Genomic DNA, 15,632 nt, shown 5'->3' with positions numbered 1-15,632 from the left:
TGGTGATCGCAGATGTTTTCGGTTCCCTTCTTCTAGAACCTGTTCTATCTTGACGGACCGTCAGATCGACCGTCGGGTCGGCTGTCGGATCGACCGTCAGATCACCGGATCCGCCGGAAGGAACAGGACCGTGGACTTCACCTTCAGCGAGGAGCAGTTGGCGGCGGCCGAGGCGGCGCGCGGGGTGTTCGCCGGGGTGGCGCCGGACGAGGTGCCCAGCCCGGCGCTGACCACCGGTGCCGTGGCCGAGGGCTTCGACCGGGAACTGTGGGACCGGCTGGCGGGCGCGGACCTGCTGAGTCTGCTGCCGGCCGAGGAGTACGGCGGGGCCGGCCTGGACGCCGTCGCGCTCTGCCTGGTGCTGCGGGAGTCGGCGAAGGTGCTGGCCCGGGTGCCGTTGCTGGAGAACAGCGCGGCCGTGGCGGCCGTACAGACCTACGGCGACAAGGAGTTGAAGGACCGGCTGCTGGTGCGGGCGGGGCGGGGCGAGCTGGTGCTGACCGTCGCCGCGAGCGGGCGCACCGGGCACGACCCGGCCGAACTCGCGGTCACCGCGCGGCAGGACGGGGAGACATGGGTGCTGGACGGGGTACAGACGGCGGTGCCATGGGCGTACGACGCCGATCTCGTCCTGGTACCCGCGCACACCGAGGCCGATCGGAGTGTGCTGGCGCTGGTGGCGCCGGGGAGCCAAGGGGTCACGCTCGCCGAGCAGGTGTCGACCAGCGGGGAGCGCCTCGGTGAGCTGCGGCTGGAGTCGGCGAAGGTCGCGGCGCGGGACGTGGTGACGGCGGAGGGGGCCTGGGAGTGGCTGCGGGAGCTGCTCGCGACCGGGACGTGTGCGCTGGCGCTCGGGCTGGGCGAGCGGGTGTTGCGGATGACCAGCGAGTACACCGGGAAGCGGGAGCAGTTCGGGTATCCGGTCGCCACGTTCCAGGCGGTGGCCGTGCAGGCCGCCGACCGGTACATCGACCTGCGGGCCATGGAGGCGACGCTGTGGCAGGCGGCGTGGCGGATCGCGTCGGGGGCGGCGGGGGCGCTGCCGACGGCCGGGGATGTGGCGGTGGCGAAGATCTGGGCGGCGGAGGGGGTGCGGCGGGTGGTGCAGACGGCGCAGCATCTGCACGGGGGGTTCGGGGCCGACACGGAGTATGTGCTGCACCGGTATCACGCCTGGGCGAAGCAGATCGAGCTGGCGCTCGGGGGTGCGGGGGCGTATGAGGAGGCGCTGGGGGATCTGCTCGCCGCGCATCCATTGGGATAGGGGCGATGAGGGATGGGGGCGTGCGGTCGTGCGGTCAGTGCCGGCCGGTGGGGGCTGGTCGCGCAGTTCCCCGCGCCCCTTTCGGGGCGCTGGAGTGCGGGGCGCTGAAAAGTGCGGGGGGTTATTAGAGAACGAAGCCGTCTTCGCCGGCGTCCGTTACGACTGCTCGGCCCGCTGCCTGCCATACCTGCATGCCGCCGTCGACGTTGACGGCGTCGATGCCCTGCTGGACCAGGTACATCGTGACCTGGGCCGAGCGGCCGCCGGAGCGGCAGATGACGTTGACGCGGGCGTCCTGGGGGGCGGCCTCGGTGAACTCTCCGTAGCGGGCCATGAAATCGCTGATCGGGATGTGCAGGGCACCGGCGGCGTGGCCCGCCTGCCATTCGTCGTCCTCGCGGACGTCCAGCAGGAAGTCGCCGTCCTTGAGGTCCGCGACCTCGACCGTGGGCACACGCGCTGCGAAGTTCATGCGTCCGACGCTACCCGACGGCTACTCCTGGGCGAGCAGCGCGGCCAGCTCCGCCTCCCGCTCGGCCACGTCCTTGTGGAGCTTCTCGCCGATCTCGTCGAGCAGGGCGTCGGGGTCGTCGGGGGCGAGCCGGAGCAGACCGGCGATGGGGCCGTTCTCCAGCTCCTTGGCGACCAGGGTGAGGAGTTCCTTGCGCTGGGCGAGCCATTCGAGGCGGGCGTACAGCTCCTCGGCACGGCTCGGCTTGCGCTCGGGCGGGACCGGTCCGGCCGCCCACTCCTCGGCCAGCTCCCGCAGCAGGGTCTCGTCACCGCGGGCGTAGGCCGCGTTGACCCGGCTGAGGAACTCCTCGCGCCGCTGCTGCTCGGCCTCCTCCTGCGCCAGGTCGGGGTGGGCCTTGCGGGCCAGCTCGCGGTAGAGCCGGCGGGCCTCCTCGCTGGGCCGTACCCGCTGCGGGGGCCGCACCTCCTGCTCGGTGAGCATGGCCACGGCCTCCGGGAACAGGCCGTCGCTGTCCATCCAGCCGTGCAGCAGTTCCTCGACGCCGGGGATGGGCATGACCCGGGCACGGGCCTCCTCAGCGGCGCGGATGTCCTCGGGGTCGCCGCTGCGGGCGGCCTTCGCCTCGGCGATCCGCGCGTCCAGCTCCTCAAGGCGGAGGTAGACGGGGCCGAGCTTCTGCTCGTGCAGGCGAGAGAAGTTCTCGACCTCGACACGGAAGGTCTCGACCGCGATCTCGTACTCGATCAAGGCCTGCTCGGCGGCCCGTACGGCACGCTCCAGGCGTTCCTCGGGCCGCGGTGCCTGGGACTGCTCAGCTTCCGGGGTCGTCACCCGACCAGACTAGGGGGTGTCGCCGCCCTCGGTGGCCGGGACCCACTCGGTGACCTGGTCCGGGCACGCCCCGACCAGGTCCTCGGCGCCTGCGACGTACCTCACACCCCGAGCTCGGCGGCGATCCGTCCCGCCCGTACCGCGGTCACCAGTTCCTCGTGGTCCGCCTCGGTGCGGTCGGCGTAGGCCACCGCGAACGCGGCGATCGCCTCGTCCAGCTCCTCGTTCTTGCCGCAGTAGCCGGCGATCAGGCGCGGGTCGGCGCTGTGCGAGTGGGCGCGGGCCAGCAGGGCGCCGGTCATCCGGCCGTAGTCGTCGATCTGGTCGGGGGAGAGCGCGGCCGGGTCGACGCTGCCCTTGCGGTTGCGGAACTGGCGGACCTGGAAGGGGCGGCCCTCCACCGTCGTCCAGCCCAGCAGGATGTCGCTGACCACCTGCATCCGCTTCTGGCCGAGGACCACCCGGCGGCCCTCGTGGTCCACGGCCGGCGCGTCGAAGCCGGCCGTCGCCAGGTGCGGGACCAGCGCGGACGGGCGGGCCTCCTTGACCTGGAGGATCAGCGGCTCGCCGCGGTGGTCGAGGAGGAGGACGACGTAGGAGCGGGTGCCGACGCTGCCGGTGCCGACGATCCGGAAGGCGACGTCGTGCGGGGTGTGCCGGGCGAGCAGCGGGTGGCGGTCCTCGGAGAGGGTGGTGACGTAGTGCTCCAGGGCCGCGGTGACCGCCTTCGCCTCCACGTCCGGGACCCGGCGCAGCACCGGCGCCGCGTCGACGAAGCGGCGGCCGCCGTCCTCGGTGGGCTCGGTGGAGCGGGCCGCGAACCGGCCGCTGGTGTTGGCCCGGGCCTTCTCCGAGACCCGGCGCAGGGTGCCGACCATGTCGTGGGCGTCGGAGTGGGAGACCAGTTCCTCGTCCGCGATGGCGTTCCACGCGTCCAGCACCGGGAGCCGGGCCAGCAGCCGCATGGTGCGGCGGTAGGCGCCGGCCGCGTCACCCGCCGCCTTGCGGCACATGTCCTCGTCGGCGCCCGCCTCCCGGCCGGCCAGCACCAGGGAGGCCGCGAGCCGCTTGAGGTCCCACTCCCAGGGGCCCAGCACCGTCTCGTCGAAGTCGTTGAGGTCGATGACCAGGTCGCCGCGCGGATCGCCGTACAGACCGAAGTTGGCCGCGTGGGCGTCGCCGCATATCTGGGTGGCGATCCTGGTCATCGGGGTGCGGGCCAGGTCGTGCGCCATCAGTCCGGCCGAGCCGCGCAGGAACGCGAAGGGACTGGTCGCCATCCTGCCGACCCTTATCGGGATCAGCTCCGGGATGCGGTCCCGGTTGGACTCCTCGACGGCGCTCACCGCGTCGGGCCGGGAGCCGTCCAGGTCCAGGGCGTCATGCGCGGCACGCGGCACGGCCGCACGCAGCGCCTTGCCCTCCTCCTTGGGGGAACCCTGCGGGGGCCACTGCGCGAAGCCCTTCGGCGAGGGCAGCGTGCGCGCCCCGGCCGCCATCGGCTCTTCCCATCCGGTCACGTCGACCGCCTCCCCCGCACTCCGCACAACATCAACTCGTGGAGACGGTACAGGTGGGGGCCGGAACACGTCAGACCCTGTGGACAACTTCGGGGGGATTTGGGTGGGGGGCGTTCGCGCCCCCAAGTAGGTGGGCTCAGTGGACCCACCCGTTTGGGGGCGCGGGGAACTGCGCGGGCAACCACGACGCACCCGCGGCCGAAACACCACGGCACGCCCCAAAAAAACCAGGAGACCTCACGCCCGCAAAAAACCAGGAGACCTCACGCCCGCAGATACGCCAGTACCGCCAGCACCCTGCGATGCGTCTCCTCGGCCGGCGGCAGATCCAGCTTCGCCAGGATCGCGCCGATGTGTTTGCCCACCGCCGCCTCGGAGACCACCAGTTCGCGCGCGATCGCCCCGTTCGACTTCCCCTCGGCGACCAGCGCCAGCACCTCCCGCTCGCGCGGCGACAACCGTTCCAGCGGATCCCGTCGCCGGCGCAGCAGTTGCCGTACGACCTCGGGGTCGACCACCGTCCCCCCGTCGGCCACCTCACCCAACGCCCCGACGAACTCGGCCACCTGCCCCACCCGGTCCTTGAGCAGGTAGCCGACAGCCGTGCCGTCCCCGGAGTCGAGGAGGTCGGCCGCGTAACCGCGCTGGACGTACTGGCTGAGGACGAGGATCGGCAGCGTCGGCCGCGCCGCGCGCAACCGCACCGCGGCGCGCAGTCCCTCGTCCTGGAAGCCGGGCGGCATCCGTACGTCCGTCACGACGACGTCGGGCGCGTGCTCCTCGACCGCGGCGACCAGCGCCTCCGCGTCGCCGACGGCCGCGACCACCTCGTGCCCGAACCGGCCCAACAGCCCGACGATCCCCTCGCGCAGCAGCACGCTGTCCTCGGCGAGGACCACGCGCAGCGCCCGGCCGGTGGGCGAGGGCGTCAGGGACTGCACGGACCGCACGGCAACTCCACACGCAGCAGGGTCGGTCCGCCCGGCGGACTGGACAGGGAGAGTCTGCCATCGAGCACCGACACCCGGTCCGCGAGCCCGGTCAGCCCGCTGCCCGCCGTGGCGTCCGCGCCGCCCCGCCCGTCGTCGCGCACCTCCAGGAACAGCCGGCCGTCCCGGTGCCCGCCGGTCACCTCGGCGCGGCCCGCGCCACTGTGCCGGTCGACGTTGGCGAGCGCCTCGCGCACCACGAAGTACGCGGCCGCCTCCACGGACCGCGGCAGCCGCACCGGGAGCCGGAAGGAGACGTCCACGGGAACGGCCGTGCGGTCCGCCGCGTCGGCCACGGCGGCGGCCAGACCGTGGTCGGCGAGCACCCGGGGATGGATGCCGTGGACGATCTCGCGCAGTTCGGCGAGCGCCTCCCCCGCCTCCCGCTGGGCCTTGGCGAGCTGGTCGGCGAACGGGCCCGGCGGGGCGTCCAGCAGGGCCAGGCCCAGCGTCATCGACAGGGCGACCAGGCGCTGTTGTGCCCCGTCGTGCAGATCACGCTCGATACGCCGCCGCTCCGCCTCGAACGCGTCCACCAACCGCGCCCGGGACCGCGCCAGTTCGACCACCCGCGCCCCCAACTCGGCCTCGCGCGGCGCGATCAGCAGCCGGGTCAGCCCGGCCCGCGCACCGGCCGCCACGCCCAGCGCGTAGCCCCCGAGGGCCAGCAGCAGGACCCCGGCCAGCGCCACCCCGAGGGCGGCCGGCCAGCCGGTGACCGTCCACACCTTCAGCACCTTCGTCTCCCGGCCGTCGCCCGCCGTGGCCAGCAGCAGCGGGGCGGCGGCCATCGACAGCGGGCAGACCAGGGCGAGGAGCACGGCAAGGGCGTCCACCGGCCAGAGCAGGCCCGCGAACAGCAGCGCGTGACCGAGTTCGCGCCAGGTCGCGCGCTCCCGCAGCCGGGTCGTGAGCCACGCGCGCAGTCCGGGCGCGGAGGGGCGCGCGTGCGGGTCGTACAGCCGCTCCCGGTCGACCAGCCGCAGCCGGTGCCGTTCGAGCCAGGCCACCGGAAGACCCGCGAGCGCCGTCAGGAGCAGCAGCGGCAGCCCTACGAGGACGACGGCGAGCACCCCGCCGACCGTGACGGCGGTGACCAGCCCCACGAGGAGTACGGCACCGGTCACCGCCCCCGTCAGCAGGTAGCCGGCGGCCCGCCACGGCCACGGGGAGAGCAGGAAGCCGGGCCCGGCCATGGCCTGCCAGACGCTGCGGGGAGGGGGCTGCATGCCGGTCACGGTAGGCGGCGGGCCCGCGCCCCGGCCATCCGTCCGGCCCCCGTGCCTGGGGTATGCCTGGCCCTACCCCAGGTCTCGGTCCTGCCGCACTGCGCCGCCCATGCCCCGGACGGTTTCGTGGAGCCCTCGCCCACATCGCCCACATCGCCCGCATCACCGACAACCGCCAGCCACCGCCGACCACCGCCGACCACCGCCGACCACCGCCGACCACCGCCGACCACCGGGGAAACGAGGCCAGGTTCCATGTCCGCCCTCAGCTTGCGCTCCGTCAGCAGACGACACGGCTCCGGAGCCGGCGCCGTCACCGCCCTCGACCAGGTCTCCCTGGACTTCTCCGAGGGCACCTTCACCGCCGTCATGGGCCCGTCCGGCTCCGGCAAGTCGACTCTTCTGCAGTGCGCCGCCGGGCTCGACCGGCCCACCTCCGGGTCGGTCCGGCTGGCCGGGACCGAGCTGACCGGGCTGAGCGAGACGAGGCTGACCCTGCTGCGCCGGGAGCGCGTCGGGTTCGTCTTCCAGGCGTACAACCTGCTGCCCGCGCTCACCGCCGAGCAGAACGTGGCGCTGCCGCTGCGGCTGGCGGGCAGGCGGGTGCCGCGGTCCCGGGTCCGCGAGGTGCTCGGCCAGGTCGGTCTCGCCGACCGCGCCCGGCACCGGCCGGCCGAGCTGTCCGGCGGTCAGCAGCAGCGGGTGGCGCTGGCCCGCGCCCTGATCACCCGCCCCGAGGTGCTGTTCGGCGACGAACCGACCGGCGCCCTGGACTCCCGGACCGGCCGCGAAGTCCTCACGCTGCTGCGGAACATGGTCGACGGCGAGGGCCGGACGACCGTCATGGTCACCCACGACCCGGTCGCCGCCTCCTACGCCGACCGCGTGGTCTTCCTGGTCGACGGCCGGGTCGACGGCGAACTCACCGGCGCACACCCCGACACCATCGCCACCGCCATGAACAGGCTGGAAACCACACCCGAGCCCAAACCGAAAGCCCAGCCCGAGCCGAAAGCCCAGCCCGAGCCGAAAGCCACCCCCAAGCCGAACGCCCGCCCCAAGCCCAAAGCCACCCCCAAGCCCCAGGCCACCCCCAAGCCCCAGGTCCGCCCATGCTGAGCGTTGCGCTCCGTACCCTCCGCGTCCGCTGGACCGGCTTCGTCGGCAGTTTCGTCGCGCTCGCGCTCGGCGTCGCCCTGCTCACCGTGATGGGCCTGGCGCTCGCCGCCACGCTGGACGCTCCGGACCGCGCCCCGGAGCGGTTCGCCGCCGCTCCCCTCGTCGTCAGGGGCGCCGACACCCTGCGGGTCGCCACCCCGATCGGCGACCGCACCCAGCCGCTGGCCGAGCCGCGCGCCCTGCCCGCCACCGCCGTCGCCGAGTTGAGGCGGCTCGGCAGGGTGACCCCCGACCGCTCCTTCGCCGTACGGGTGCCGGGCGGGCCCGGTGATCTGGTCGGTCACCCCTGGTCGGTGGCCGCGTTCGCGCCGTACGAGATCGTCTCGGGGCGGGCGCCCCGCACCGCCGACGAGGTCGTCGTCGGCGGGAGTTGGACACGGCCCGGCCGGCGGCTGCGCACGGACCAGGGCAGCGTCACGGTCGTCGGCACCGTCACCGACCGCGGCTTCGAGCACGCCGTCTTCTACACCGACACCCGGGCCGCCCGGCTGGCGCCCCGCAGCACCCAGCTGGTGGTCGACGCGGACGTGACGGCCGTACGGAACGCGGTGCGGGACGTCCCGGGCGTACGGGTCCTCACCGGGGACGGCCGCCGCTACGCCGATCCGGACCCCGGCCGCGACCAGGCCGCGCTGACCGCGCTGAACGCCCTGTTCGGCACGGCAGGCGGGGTCACCGGGTTCGTGTCGGTGTTCGTGGTGGCGTCGACGTTCGCCTTCGCGGTCGCCCAGCGCCGCCGTGAGTTCGGCCTGCTGCGCACCGCCGGGGCGACGCCCGGGCAGCTGCGCCGGACGGTGCTCGCCGAGGCCCTGCTGGTCGGGGTGGTCGCCTCGGCGGCGGGCTGTGTGCTCGGCGGGTACGGCGCCCCCGTCCTCGTCCGCCGGACGGTGCACAGCGGTCTCGCCCCGGCCTGGTTCCGCATCCCCGACCAGGCCCGGCCGCACGAGTGGCCGTCCGCCTGGCCGCATGCCTGGCCGTACTGCGCGGCCTTCGCGACCGGGCTGCTGGTCGCCCTGTGCGGGGCGCTCGCCGCCTCCTGGCGGGCGGGCCGGACCGGGCCGCTGGCGGCGCTGCGCGAGGCGGACGCGGACAACAGGCCCATGACCCGGTCCCGTTGGGCGATCGGCACCGGTCTGCTGCTGACCTCGGCCGTCCTGCTGTTCCTGGGCACGCCCGGCGACCTGTTGCACCGCAAGACCTATGTGACCCGGCCCATGCTGCTGATCACCGCGGTCGCCCTGCTCGCGCCCGTCGCGGTCCGCCCGCTGACCCGGCTGCTCACCTGGGCCCCGGCCCGGCTCCCGGGCGCCGGCGGCCTGCTGGTGCGGGAGCACGCGGCGGCCGCGGTCCGTCGTACCGCGGCCGTCGCGGCACCCGTGCTGGTCACCGTCGCCCTCACCGGCTCGCTGCTCGGCACCACCGCGACCCTGAACGCGGCGCGGGCCGCCGAGGTCCGCGACCGCACCGCCGCCGACTTCGTCGTCACGCCCCCGGGCGGGGACGGGTTCGACGCGGAGACGGTGCGGGCGCTGCGCGCGGTGCCCGGCGCCGAGGTGTCCGCGAGCGCGGGGAGCGCCGTGTACGTCCTGGAGGACGGGGTCGCCCTGATCAGGTCCGGGGCCAGGGCCGCCGATCCCGCCGCGCTGGCCGCCACCGCCCGCCTCCCGCTCGCCGCCGGCCGGACCGCCGACCTCGACGACGACTCGATCATCGTCAACGAGGAGTGGGCACGGCACACCGTCGGCGAACGGGTGCGGGTGTGGCTGGGCGACGGCACGGAGCGAACCCTGCGCATCGCCGCCGTGCTGCGGACCGGCACCGGCGACAACGGGGTGTACGTCACCCCGGCCAACGCGGTCGGCGCGGCCGTCGACCGGGTCGACGTGGCCCTGCGGGACGGCGCGGACCCGGCCGCGGTGGCCGCCGGGCTGCGCGCGGCGCTCGGCGAGCGGGGCGGCCGGGTCCGTACCGCGGACCGGTGGATCACGGCGGTCTCTCCGGGGACCGACCGCACCACCCGCCTCGGCCTCCTCCTCGTCCTCGGCATCGCGCTCCTCTACACCGGGATCTCCCTGGTCAACACGGTGGTGATGGCCACCGCCGACCGGACCCGCGAACTGGCCCTGCTCCGGCTGGCCGGCGCCACCCGCGGGCAGGCACTGCGACTGGTGGGCGCCGAGGCCCTCACGGTCGTCGCGGTGGGGGCGCTGCTGGGCCTGCTGGTCGCCGGCCTGGACCTGGCGGGCATCGCGGCGGCGCTGCGCCTGCAGTCGGCGCCGGCGCCGGTCCGGCTCCCCTGGCCGGCCCTCGGCGCGGCCGTCACCGCCTGCGCGCTCCTCGCCGTGACCGCGGCGGTCGTCCCGGCCGCCCGCACCCTGCGGCGCGGCGCACCGTCCCCCGGCTGACCCGCCCGGCCGCCTCCTCCTGTCACTTCTGTTCCTTTCCTTCTGTTGCCGAGGCCGCCGAGCGGGAGCGCACTATAAGGAGGAATAAGGAGGAAGCGGACACGGCCGTGGATGGTCGCCGGAGGGCTCCTGTCCGGGGACGTGCCCCCTGTGGAGGTGTTTGCCATGCCCAGCGACGGCGCGTTCATGCTGGTCGGCGACAACGGGCGGGTGGTCGAGTGGTCCGCCTCGGCCGAGGAGGCGTTCGGCTGGTCGCGGCAGGAGGTCGTGGGCAGGCACATCGGCGAGCTGGTACGCGAGGGCGACGGCGCGGCCGGGATGGCGGCGCTCCGCGCGTCGGCGGTGGGCCTGGCCGTACGGCCGGTGCTCACCGGTTCCGCGCTGGTGTGGGAGGTGCACGCGGCGGACGGCATCGACTGCGGGTGGACCCCGGCCGTCCTGGAGGCCCTGGCCGGCTGCTCGCCGATGATCTTCCAGGTCCTCGACCGGGAACTGCGCATCGTCCGCACGAGCGGCGCGTGCGGGCGGGAGCGGGAGCGTCCGGACGCCCTGCTCGGCGGAGTGTTCCCCGACGCCTACGATCTCGCCGCCCCCGAGGAGGAGGACGCGGTCGCCCGCCGGGTCCTGGCGACCGGGCGACCGGCTCTGGACCGCATCGTGCGGACCCGGTCGTCCGGCGGTTCCGGGCCTCGGCACTACTCCGTCTCCTACATCCGCCTGGAGGACGCCCGCCGGGACACCGTGGGGCTGATCGTCCTCGCCCTCGACGTCACCGACCGCATGCAGGCCATGCAGCGCCTGGAGATCCTGGAGGCGGTGCGCGGCAGCGTCGGCGAGCACCTGGACGTGATCGCCGTGTGCGAGGCGCTGATCGACGCGGTCGTGCCCGCGTTCTGCGGGATCGCGGTGGTCGAGGTGATCGAGGACGTCGTACGGGGCGACACCCCGCCCCTGGCACCGGTCGACGGCGATGTGCCGCTGCTGCGCGCCGCCTTCCGCGGGGTGGTGTCGGCCCATCCCGTGGGCGGGGTGAGCCGGCTGCCCGACGGGACTCCGTTCGCGCGGGTGCTGGCCGATCTGCGGCCGAGGCTCGTCCCCGTGGACCACGACAGCCCCTGGATGTCGGCCGACCCGGCGCGGGCGGCGGCCATCGAGCAGTCTGCCGTGCACTCCCTGATCGTCGCCCCGCTCGCGCTGCGCGGTCAGGCGATGGGCGTGGTGAGTTTCTACCGGCACGGCACCGAGGAGCGCTTCGAGGAGCGGGACATCGCGCTCACGGCGGACGTGTGCGCCCACGCCGCGCTGTGCCTCGACAACGCACGGCGTTTCACGCGGGAGCGCACCATCGCCGCCACCATGAAGCGCCGGCTGCTGCCGCAGCAGCCCCGGGCGACCTCGGCGGTCGACCTCGCGCGTCTGCACATCCCCGGGCCCGGCGGGGGCGGCGCGTGGTCCGACGTCATCGAGCTGGCCGGCGCCCGGACCGCCCTGGTCCTCGGCGACGTCGCCGGGCGGGGCGTCGCCACGGCCACCACCATGGGCCAACTGCGCACCGTGATCCAGTCCTTGGCCGCCCTGGACCTGGAACCGGACGAGATGATGGCCCGGCTGAGCGACACCGCCGCCCGCCTCGCGGCCGAACGCGCGGCCCTCCCGGCCGGCGACAGCCTGCACGCCGAGCCGCTCACCGCCGGCTGTCTGATCGCGGTGTACGACGCGCTGGAGCAGCGCTGCACGATCGTGCGGGCCGGGCTGTCGGACCCGTACGCGGTCTATCCGGGCGGCCGGGCGGCCGTGGTGGCCGTCCCGGAGGGCCCGGTCCTCGCCGGCAGCGGGCACGCCCCGTTCCCCGCGACCACGGTCGAGCTCCCCGAGGGCAGCGTCCTCGCGCTCGGCAACGAGGATCTGCTGGCGCCGTCCGGGCAGGTGCGCTCGCTGCTCACCGAAGCGGCGGCGGACCAGTCACTGGACCAGGTGTGCGACTCGATCGCGTACGCGTTGCGGGACCGCCGTGAGACGGAGAAGATCCTGCTGCTGGCCAGGGCCAAGGCGTTCCCCGCCGACCGGGTGCTGGTGCTGCCGCTGCCCGCGGAGAGCCGGGCGGCCCCGCTCGCCCGTGCCGCCACCCGCCGGCAGCTCGCGGCCTGGGACATCGGGGAGGAGGACGCCTTCACCGCGGAGCTCATCGTCAGCGAACTCGTCGGGAACGCGATCCGCCACGGCGTCCCGCCGCTGCGGCTGCGTCTCGTCCTGGACCGCCATCTGACCTGCGAGGTCAGCGACGCGGCCGAGTGCGCCCCGCACCTCAAGCACGCGCGCACCATCGACGAGGACGGCCGCGGCCTCTTCATCATCGCCAGCCTCGCCGACGCCTGGGGCACCCGCTACAACGGCGACGGCAAGACGGTCTGGGCCCAGCGATGCCCCAGCTGACCCCTTGACCGACCCCCGGGCCGACCCCCTGGCCGACCGCGGCGGCGCCCGGGCGGACGGCCGGAGACGCACGGCAGGACAGCCAGGCAGCAGGACAGCCGGACAGCCGGACAGCAGAACGACCCGACGGCAAGACAGCCGGACGGCAGGACGACCGGGAGGCAGGACGACCGGGAGGCAGGACGACCCGACGGCAAGACAGCCGATCGGCAGGCGTCGTCAGCGGGTGAACAGCGCGGGGTTCTCGCGGACGAAGTCGGCGACCCCCGTGGCGGGCCGTCCGGTGATCTCCGCCATGCCGTCCGCCTGGCGGTCGTAGCGGCCGGCCGCGTGCAGGCGGGCCATGGTGGAGATGTGCTGGAGGACGTGGTCCGGCAGTCCCAGCGCCCCGAGATCGTCGTCGAGCCATTCCCGCAACGGGACGTCGGTGTGGCCGACCGTGCGGTGCAGGGCACCGGAGATCTCCGCGGCCAGGGCGGCGGCGTCCTGTGACCGGGGGCCGGTCAGCTCATAGGTCCGGCCGATGTGCCCGGCCGGATCGGCCAGGATCTCCTCGACGGCCGCGGCGACGTCACCGGCCGCGATCGGGGAGGTCCTCGCCGCACCGAAGGGCCACCTGAGCGTGCCGTCCTCGGCGATCGAGGAGAACACGGCCCGGAAGAGCGGGTTCTCCAGGAAGACGGTGGGCCTGACCTCGACCACGGGCAGGCCCGACCAGTCGAGAACCTGCTCGACCAGCCACTGCTGACGGTGCTGATGCGACTCGGAGCCGCGGGTGGCGTCCATCTCGGAGACGGTCAGTTGCGACATGTTCACGAACACCTCCAGCCCTCCGTAGGCGCGCGCGACCGTCGCCGTGGTCACGGCGGCCAGCAGATACTCCGCCGAGACCGCCATGCCGAAATACATCCGCCCGCAGCCGTCGAGGGCGTCGGCGACATCCCGGGCCCGCGTCAGATCGCCGACCACGACGTCGGCACCCGTCGCCCGCAGCGCCCGGGCCCGGTCGTCGTCCCGGCGCACCAGGGCACGGACCGGCAGGCCCCGGCGCCGCAGACCTTGGACCACGGTCCTGCCGACGGCCCCGACGCTGCCCGCGGCACCGGTCACCAGCACGGGCCGCACGCCTGCTTCCGGGCTGTACTCGTCCATGGGGGCAGCCTGCGATCCGCCCGGCCGGGTCGCAACCGGGGGTGACGTCCAGCCCCGGCGGCCCGGCACCAGGACCCGCCCCACCCGTGAGATAGCTCACGGGCCAGGGCCGTCATCCGCCCCGACCGGGCTGTGCGTTCCCTCACACCCCCGGCCACAACGAAGAAGCCCCCCAGGTCCAGGACCTGAGGGGCTTCCAGTGGTGCGCGAGGGGGGAGTTGAACCCCCACGCCCTTGCGGGCACTGGAACCTGAATCCAGCGCGTCTGCCTATTCCGCCACCCGCGCATTGGGTGTGTCTTCCGGCTCCCGGCCCGTTGTTTCCTTTGGGCTGGCCCCTTCCGACATCGAGAACACTAGCACGTGGGGCAGGGTGGGTTCACATCACTTATGCCTGGGCAGCGCTCACCCGACGCCCGCGTACCGAGCAGTCGGCGGTCACGTATCAACCTCGTACCGGTCCAGCCCATCTCTCCAGGAGACGGATCGGGTCCACAGTCAGGTGCGGGACACTGGTCGTGCCCCACCTCTACGATCCATGGCAAGAGGAGCCCGCCGAGGAGTTCGAAGGAGGGCCGCTCGGGGAACCGGCTGATTGCCGGACGCGTAGATACGATCAGTGAGCGGTGACGGAAGCAGCCGCAGTACGGGCAAGGCGACAGAGGAGGTGCCCTGTGGGAGTCCTGAAGAAGTTCGAGCAGCGTCTCGAAGGTCTGGTCAACGGCACCTTCGCGAAGGTGTTCAAGTCCGAGGTCCAGCCCGTGGAGATCGCCGGAGCGCTGCAGCGCGAGTGCGACAACAACGCGACCATCTGGAACCGGGACCGGACCGTCGTACCCAATGACTTCATCGTGGAGCTGAGCGCCCCCGACTTCGAGCGCCTCAGCCCCTACTCCGGGCAGCTCGGCGACGAGCTCGCCGGGATGGTCCGCGACTACGCCAAGCAGCAGCGCTACACCTTCATGGGGCCGATCAAGGTCAACCTGGAGAAGGCCGACGACCTCGACACCGGCCTGTACCGGGTGCGCAGCCGCACGCTCGCCTCCTCCAGCAGCCAGCAGGCCCCGGAGCGCGCACCCGCGGGCGGCGCCCCGCAGCGCCCCGGCGGCTACGGCCAGCCGCAGGCCGGCGGCGCCGCGGCCCCGCCGATGCCGAGCGCACCGCCGCCCGGCGCCCCGCAGCGCCCCGGCGGCTACGGCTACCCGCCCCCCGCCGGCCAGCGGCCCGCCGGTCCCTCCGGACCGGTCGGCGCCCCGGCGCCCGGCTCCCGTACCCGCTACTGGATCGAGATCAACGGCGCCCGCCACCAGATCTCCCGCGCGACGCTCGTGCTGGGCCGCAGCACCGAGGCCGACGTGCGGATCGACGACCCCGGCGTCTCCCGCCGGCACTGCGAGATCCGGACCGGAACGCCCTCGACGATCCAGGATCTCGGGTCCACCAACGGCATCGTGGTGGACGGGCAGCACACCACCCGCGCTACGCTCCGCGACGGCTCGCGGATCGTCGTGGGCAGCACCACCATCATTTACCGGCAAGCCGAAGGGTGAAGCGGGGGCAATGTCAGAGCTGACCCTCACGGTCATGCGGCTGGGTTTCCTGGCCGTACTGTGGCTGTTCGTGATCGTGGCCGTGCAGGTCATCCGCAGCGACCTGTTCGGTACGCGCGTCACCCAGCGCGGATCGCGTAGGGAAGAAGGACGCCGGCAGCAGCCGGCCGCCCGGCAGCAGGCCGCGCCCCCGCAGCAGCGCGGCCAGCAGCCCGCGAGCGGCGGCCGGCGGCGCAACGCCCCCAGCAAGCTGGTCGTGAGCGAGGGAACCCTGACGGGGACGACGGTCGCGCTCCAGGGCCAGACCATCACCCTGGGCCGCGCCCACGACTCCACGATCGTGCTGGACGACGACTACGCCTCCAGCCGCCATGCCAGGATCTACCCGGACCGCGACGGCCAGTGGATCGTCGAGGACCTCGGGTCGACGAACGGCACGTACCTGGACCGGTCCCGGCTGACGACTCCCACACCGATCCCGCTGGGCGCACCGATCCGCATCGGCAAAACCGTCATCGAGCTGCGGAAGTAGTGCTACATCATGAGTAGGCGCGAGCGGAGCGAGCACGCGGCGGCGGACCGGACGCCGGTCCTTCGCGCGCTCCC

At 73.9% G+C, this 15,632-nt stretch carries 12 protein-coding genes and 1 tRNA gene; 6 read left to right on the top strand and 7 right to left on the bottom strand.

Going from position 1 to position 15,632, the window contains the following annotated elements; translation table 11 throughout:
• Positions 1-130 precede the first annotated feature (130 nt).
• Positions 131-1,264: an acyl-CoA dehydrogenase family protein gene (locus ACIPSJ_RS17435; RefSeq protein WP_401346606.1), complete on the top strand. Its 1,134-nt coding sequence runs from the start codon at positions 131-133 to the stop codon at positions 1,262-1,264.
• A gap of 124 nt (positions 1,265-1,388) precedes the next feature.
• Here the strand turns inward: ACIPSJ_RS17435 and ACIPSJ_RS17430 are convergent, their stop codons facing one another.
• The 5 genes from ACIPSJ_RS17430 to ACIPSJ_RS17410 all read right to left on the bottom strand — a co-directional run bounded on the left by ACIPSJ_RS17430 (position 1,389) and on the right by ACIPSJ_RS17410 (position 6,275).
• The gene (locus tag ACIPSJ_RS17430) at positions 1,389-1,718 is read right to left on the bottom strand and encodes a rhodanese-like domain-containing protein (protein WP_401347424.1); all 330 of its coding nucleotides are present in this window, start codon (positions 1,716-1,718) and stop codon (positions 1,389-1,391) included.
• A 39-nt stretch (positions 1,719-1,757) separates the two neighbouring features.
• Positions 1,758-2,570 (bottom strand): hypothetical protein, encoded by an 813-nt coding sequence (locus tag ACIPSJ_RS17425; RefSeq protein WP_359211436.1) that lies wholly within the window; start codon positions 2,568-2,570, stop codon positions 1,758-1,760.
• 101 nt (positions 2,571-2,671) lie between these two features.
• Positions 2,672-4,069, bottom strand: coding sequence for a DUF2252 domain-containing protein (locus ACIPSJ_RS17420; RefSeq protein ID WP_401347421.1), 1,398 nt, complete (start codon positions 4,067-4,069; stop codon positions 2,672-2,674).
• A gap of 284 nt (positions 4,070-4,353) precedes the next feature.
• Entirely contained in the window at positions 4,354-5,040 is a 687-nt protein-coding gene (locus tag ACIPSJ_RS17415; RefSeq protein WP_401346602.1) for a response regulator transcription factor, read from the bottom strand.
• Positions 5,019-6,275 (bottom strand): sensor histidine kinase, encoded by a 1,257-nt coding sequence (locus ACIPSJ_RS17410; protein WP_401347419.1) that lies wholly within the window; start codon positions 6,273-6,275, stop codon positions 5,019-5,021. The genes ACIPSJ_RS17415 and ACIPSJ_RS17410 overlap by 22 nt, the downstream gene beginning before the upstream one ends.
• 288 nt (positions 6,276-6,563) lie before the next feature.
• Between ACIPSJ_RS17410 and ACIPSJ_RS17405 the strand changes: the two genes are divergently transcribed.
• The 3 genes from ACIPSJ_RS17405 (at position 6,564) to ACIPSJ_RS17395 (ending at position 12,325) form a co-directional block, all read left to right on the top strand.
• A complete protein-coding gene (locus ACIPSJ_RS17405; RefSeq protein WP_401346600.1) occupies positions 6,564-7,427 on the top strand; it encodes an ATP-binding cassette domain-containing protein in 864 nt (287 codons plus the stop codon).
• Positions 7,421-9,892, top strand: coding sequence for an FtsX-like permease family protein (locus ACIPSJ_RS17400; protein ID WP_401346598.1), 2,472 nt, complete (start codon positions 7,421-7,423; stop codon positions 9,890-9,892). The genes ACIPSJ_RS17405 and ACIPSJ_RS17400 overlap by 7 nt, the downstream gene beginning before the upstream one ends.
• A 165-nt stretch (positions 9,893-10,057) precedes the next feature.
• Positions 10,058-12,325 (top strand): SpoIIE family protein phosphatase, encoded by a 2,268-nt coding sequence (locus ACIPSJ_RS17395; protein ID WP_401346595.1) that lies wholly within the window; start codon positions 10,058-10,060, stop codon positions 12,323-12,325.
• 219 nt (positions 12,326-12,544) lie between these two features.
• Here the strand turns inward: ACIPSJ_RS17395 and ACIPSJ_RS17390 are convergent, their stop codons facing one another.
• Both ACIPSJ_RS17390 and ACIPSJ_RS17385 read right to left on the bottom strand, forming a co-directional pair.
• Positions 12,545-13,477 carry an NAD(P)H-binding protein gene (locus tag ACIPSJ_RS17390; protein WP_401346593.1) on the bottom strand — a complete coding sequence of 311 codons (933 nt, stop codon included), beginning with the start codon at positions 13,475-13,477 and terminating at the stop codon, positions 12,545-12,547.
• 200 nt (positions 13,478-13,677) lie between these two features.
• A tRNA-Leu gene (locus ACIPSJ_RS17385) sits at positions 13,678-13,764 on the bottom strand.
• 386 nt (positions 13,765-14,150) lie between these two features.
• Here ACIPSJ_RS17385 and ACIPSJ_RS17380 point away from each other — a divergent pair.
• Positions 14,151-15,026: a DUF3662 and FHA domain-containing protein gene (locus ACIPSJ_RS17380; RefSeq protein WP_359211453.1), complete on the top strand. Its 876-nt coding sequence runs from the start codon at positions 14,151-14,153 to the stop codon at positions 15,024-15,026.
• A gap of 10 nt (positions 15,027-15,036) precedes the next feature.
• The gene (locus tag ACIPSJ_RS17375) at positions 15,037-15,558 is read left to right on the top strand and encodes an FHA domain-containing protein (RefSeq protein WP_046727648.1); all 522 of its coding nucleotides are present in this window, start codon (positions 15,037-15,039) and stop codon (positions 15,556-15,558) included.
• Positions 15,559-15,632 lie beyond the last annotated feature (74 nt).

It is taken from the genome of Streptomyces sp. NPDC090088 (assembly GCF_044747345.1).
Lineage (GTDB): Bacteria > Actinomycetota > Actinomycetes > Streptomycetales > Streptomycetaceae > Streptomyces.
Note: the sequence above shows the minus strand (reverse complement) of the source record. Positions and strands in the feature narration are given on the sequence as shown.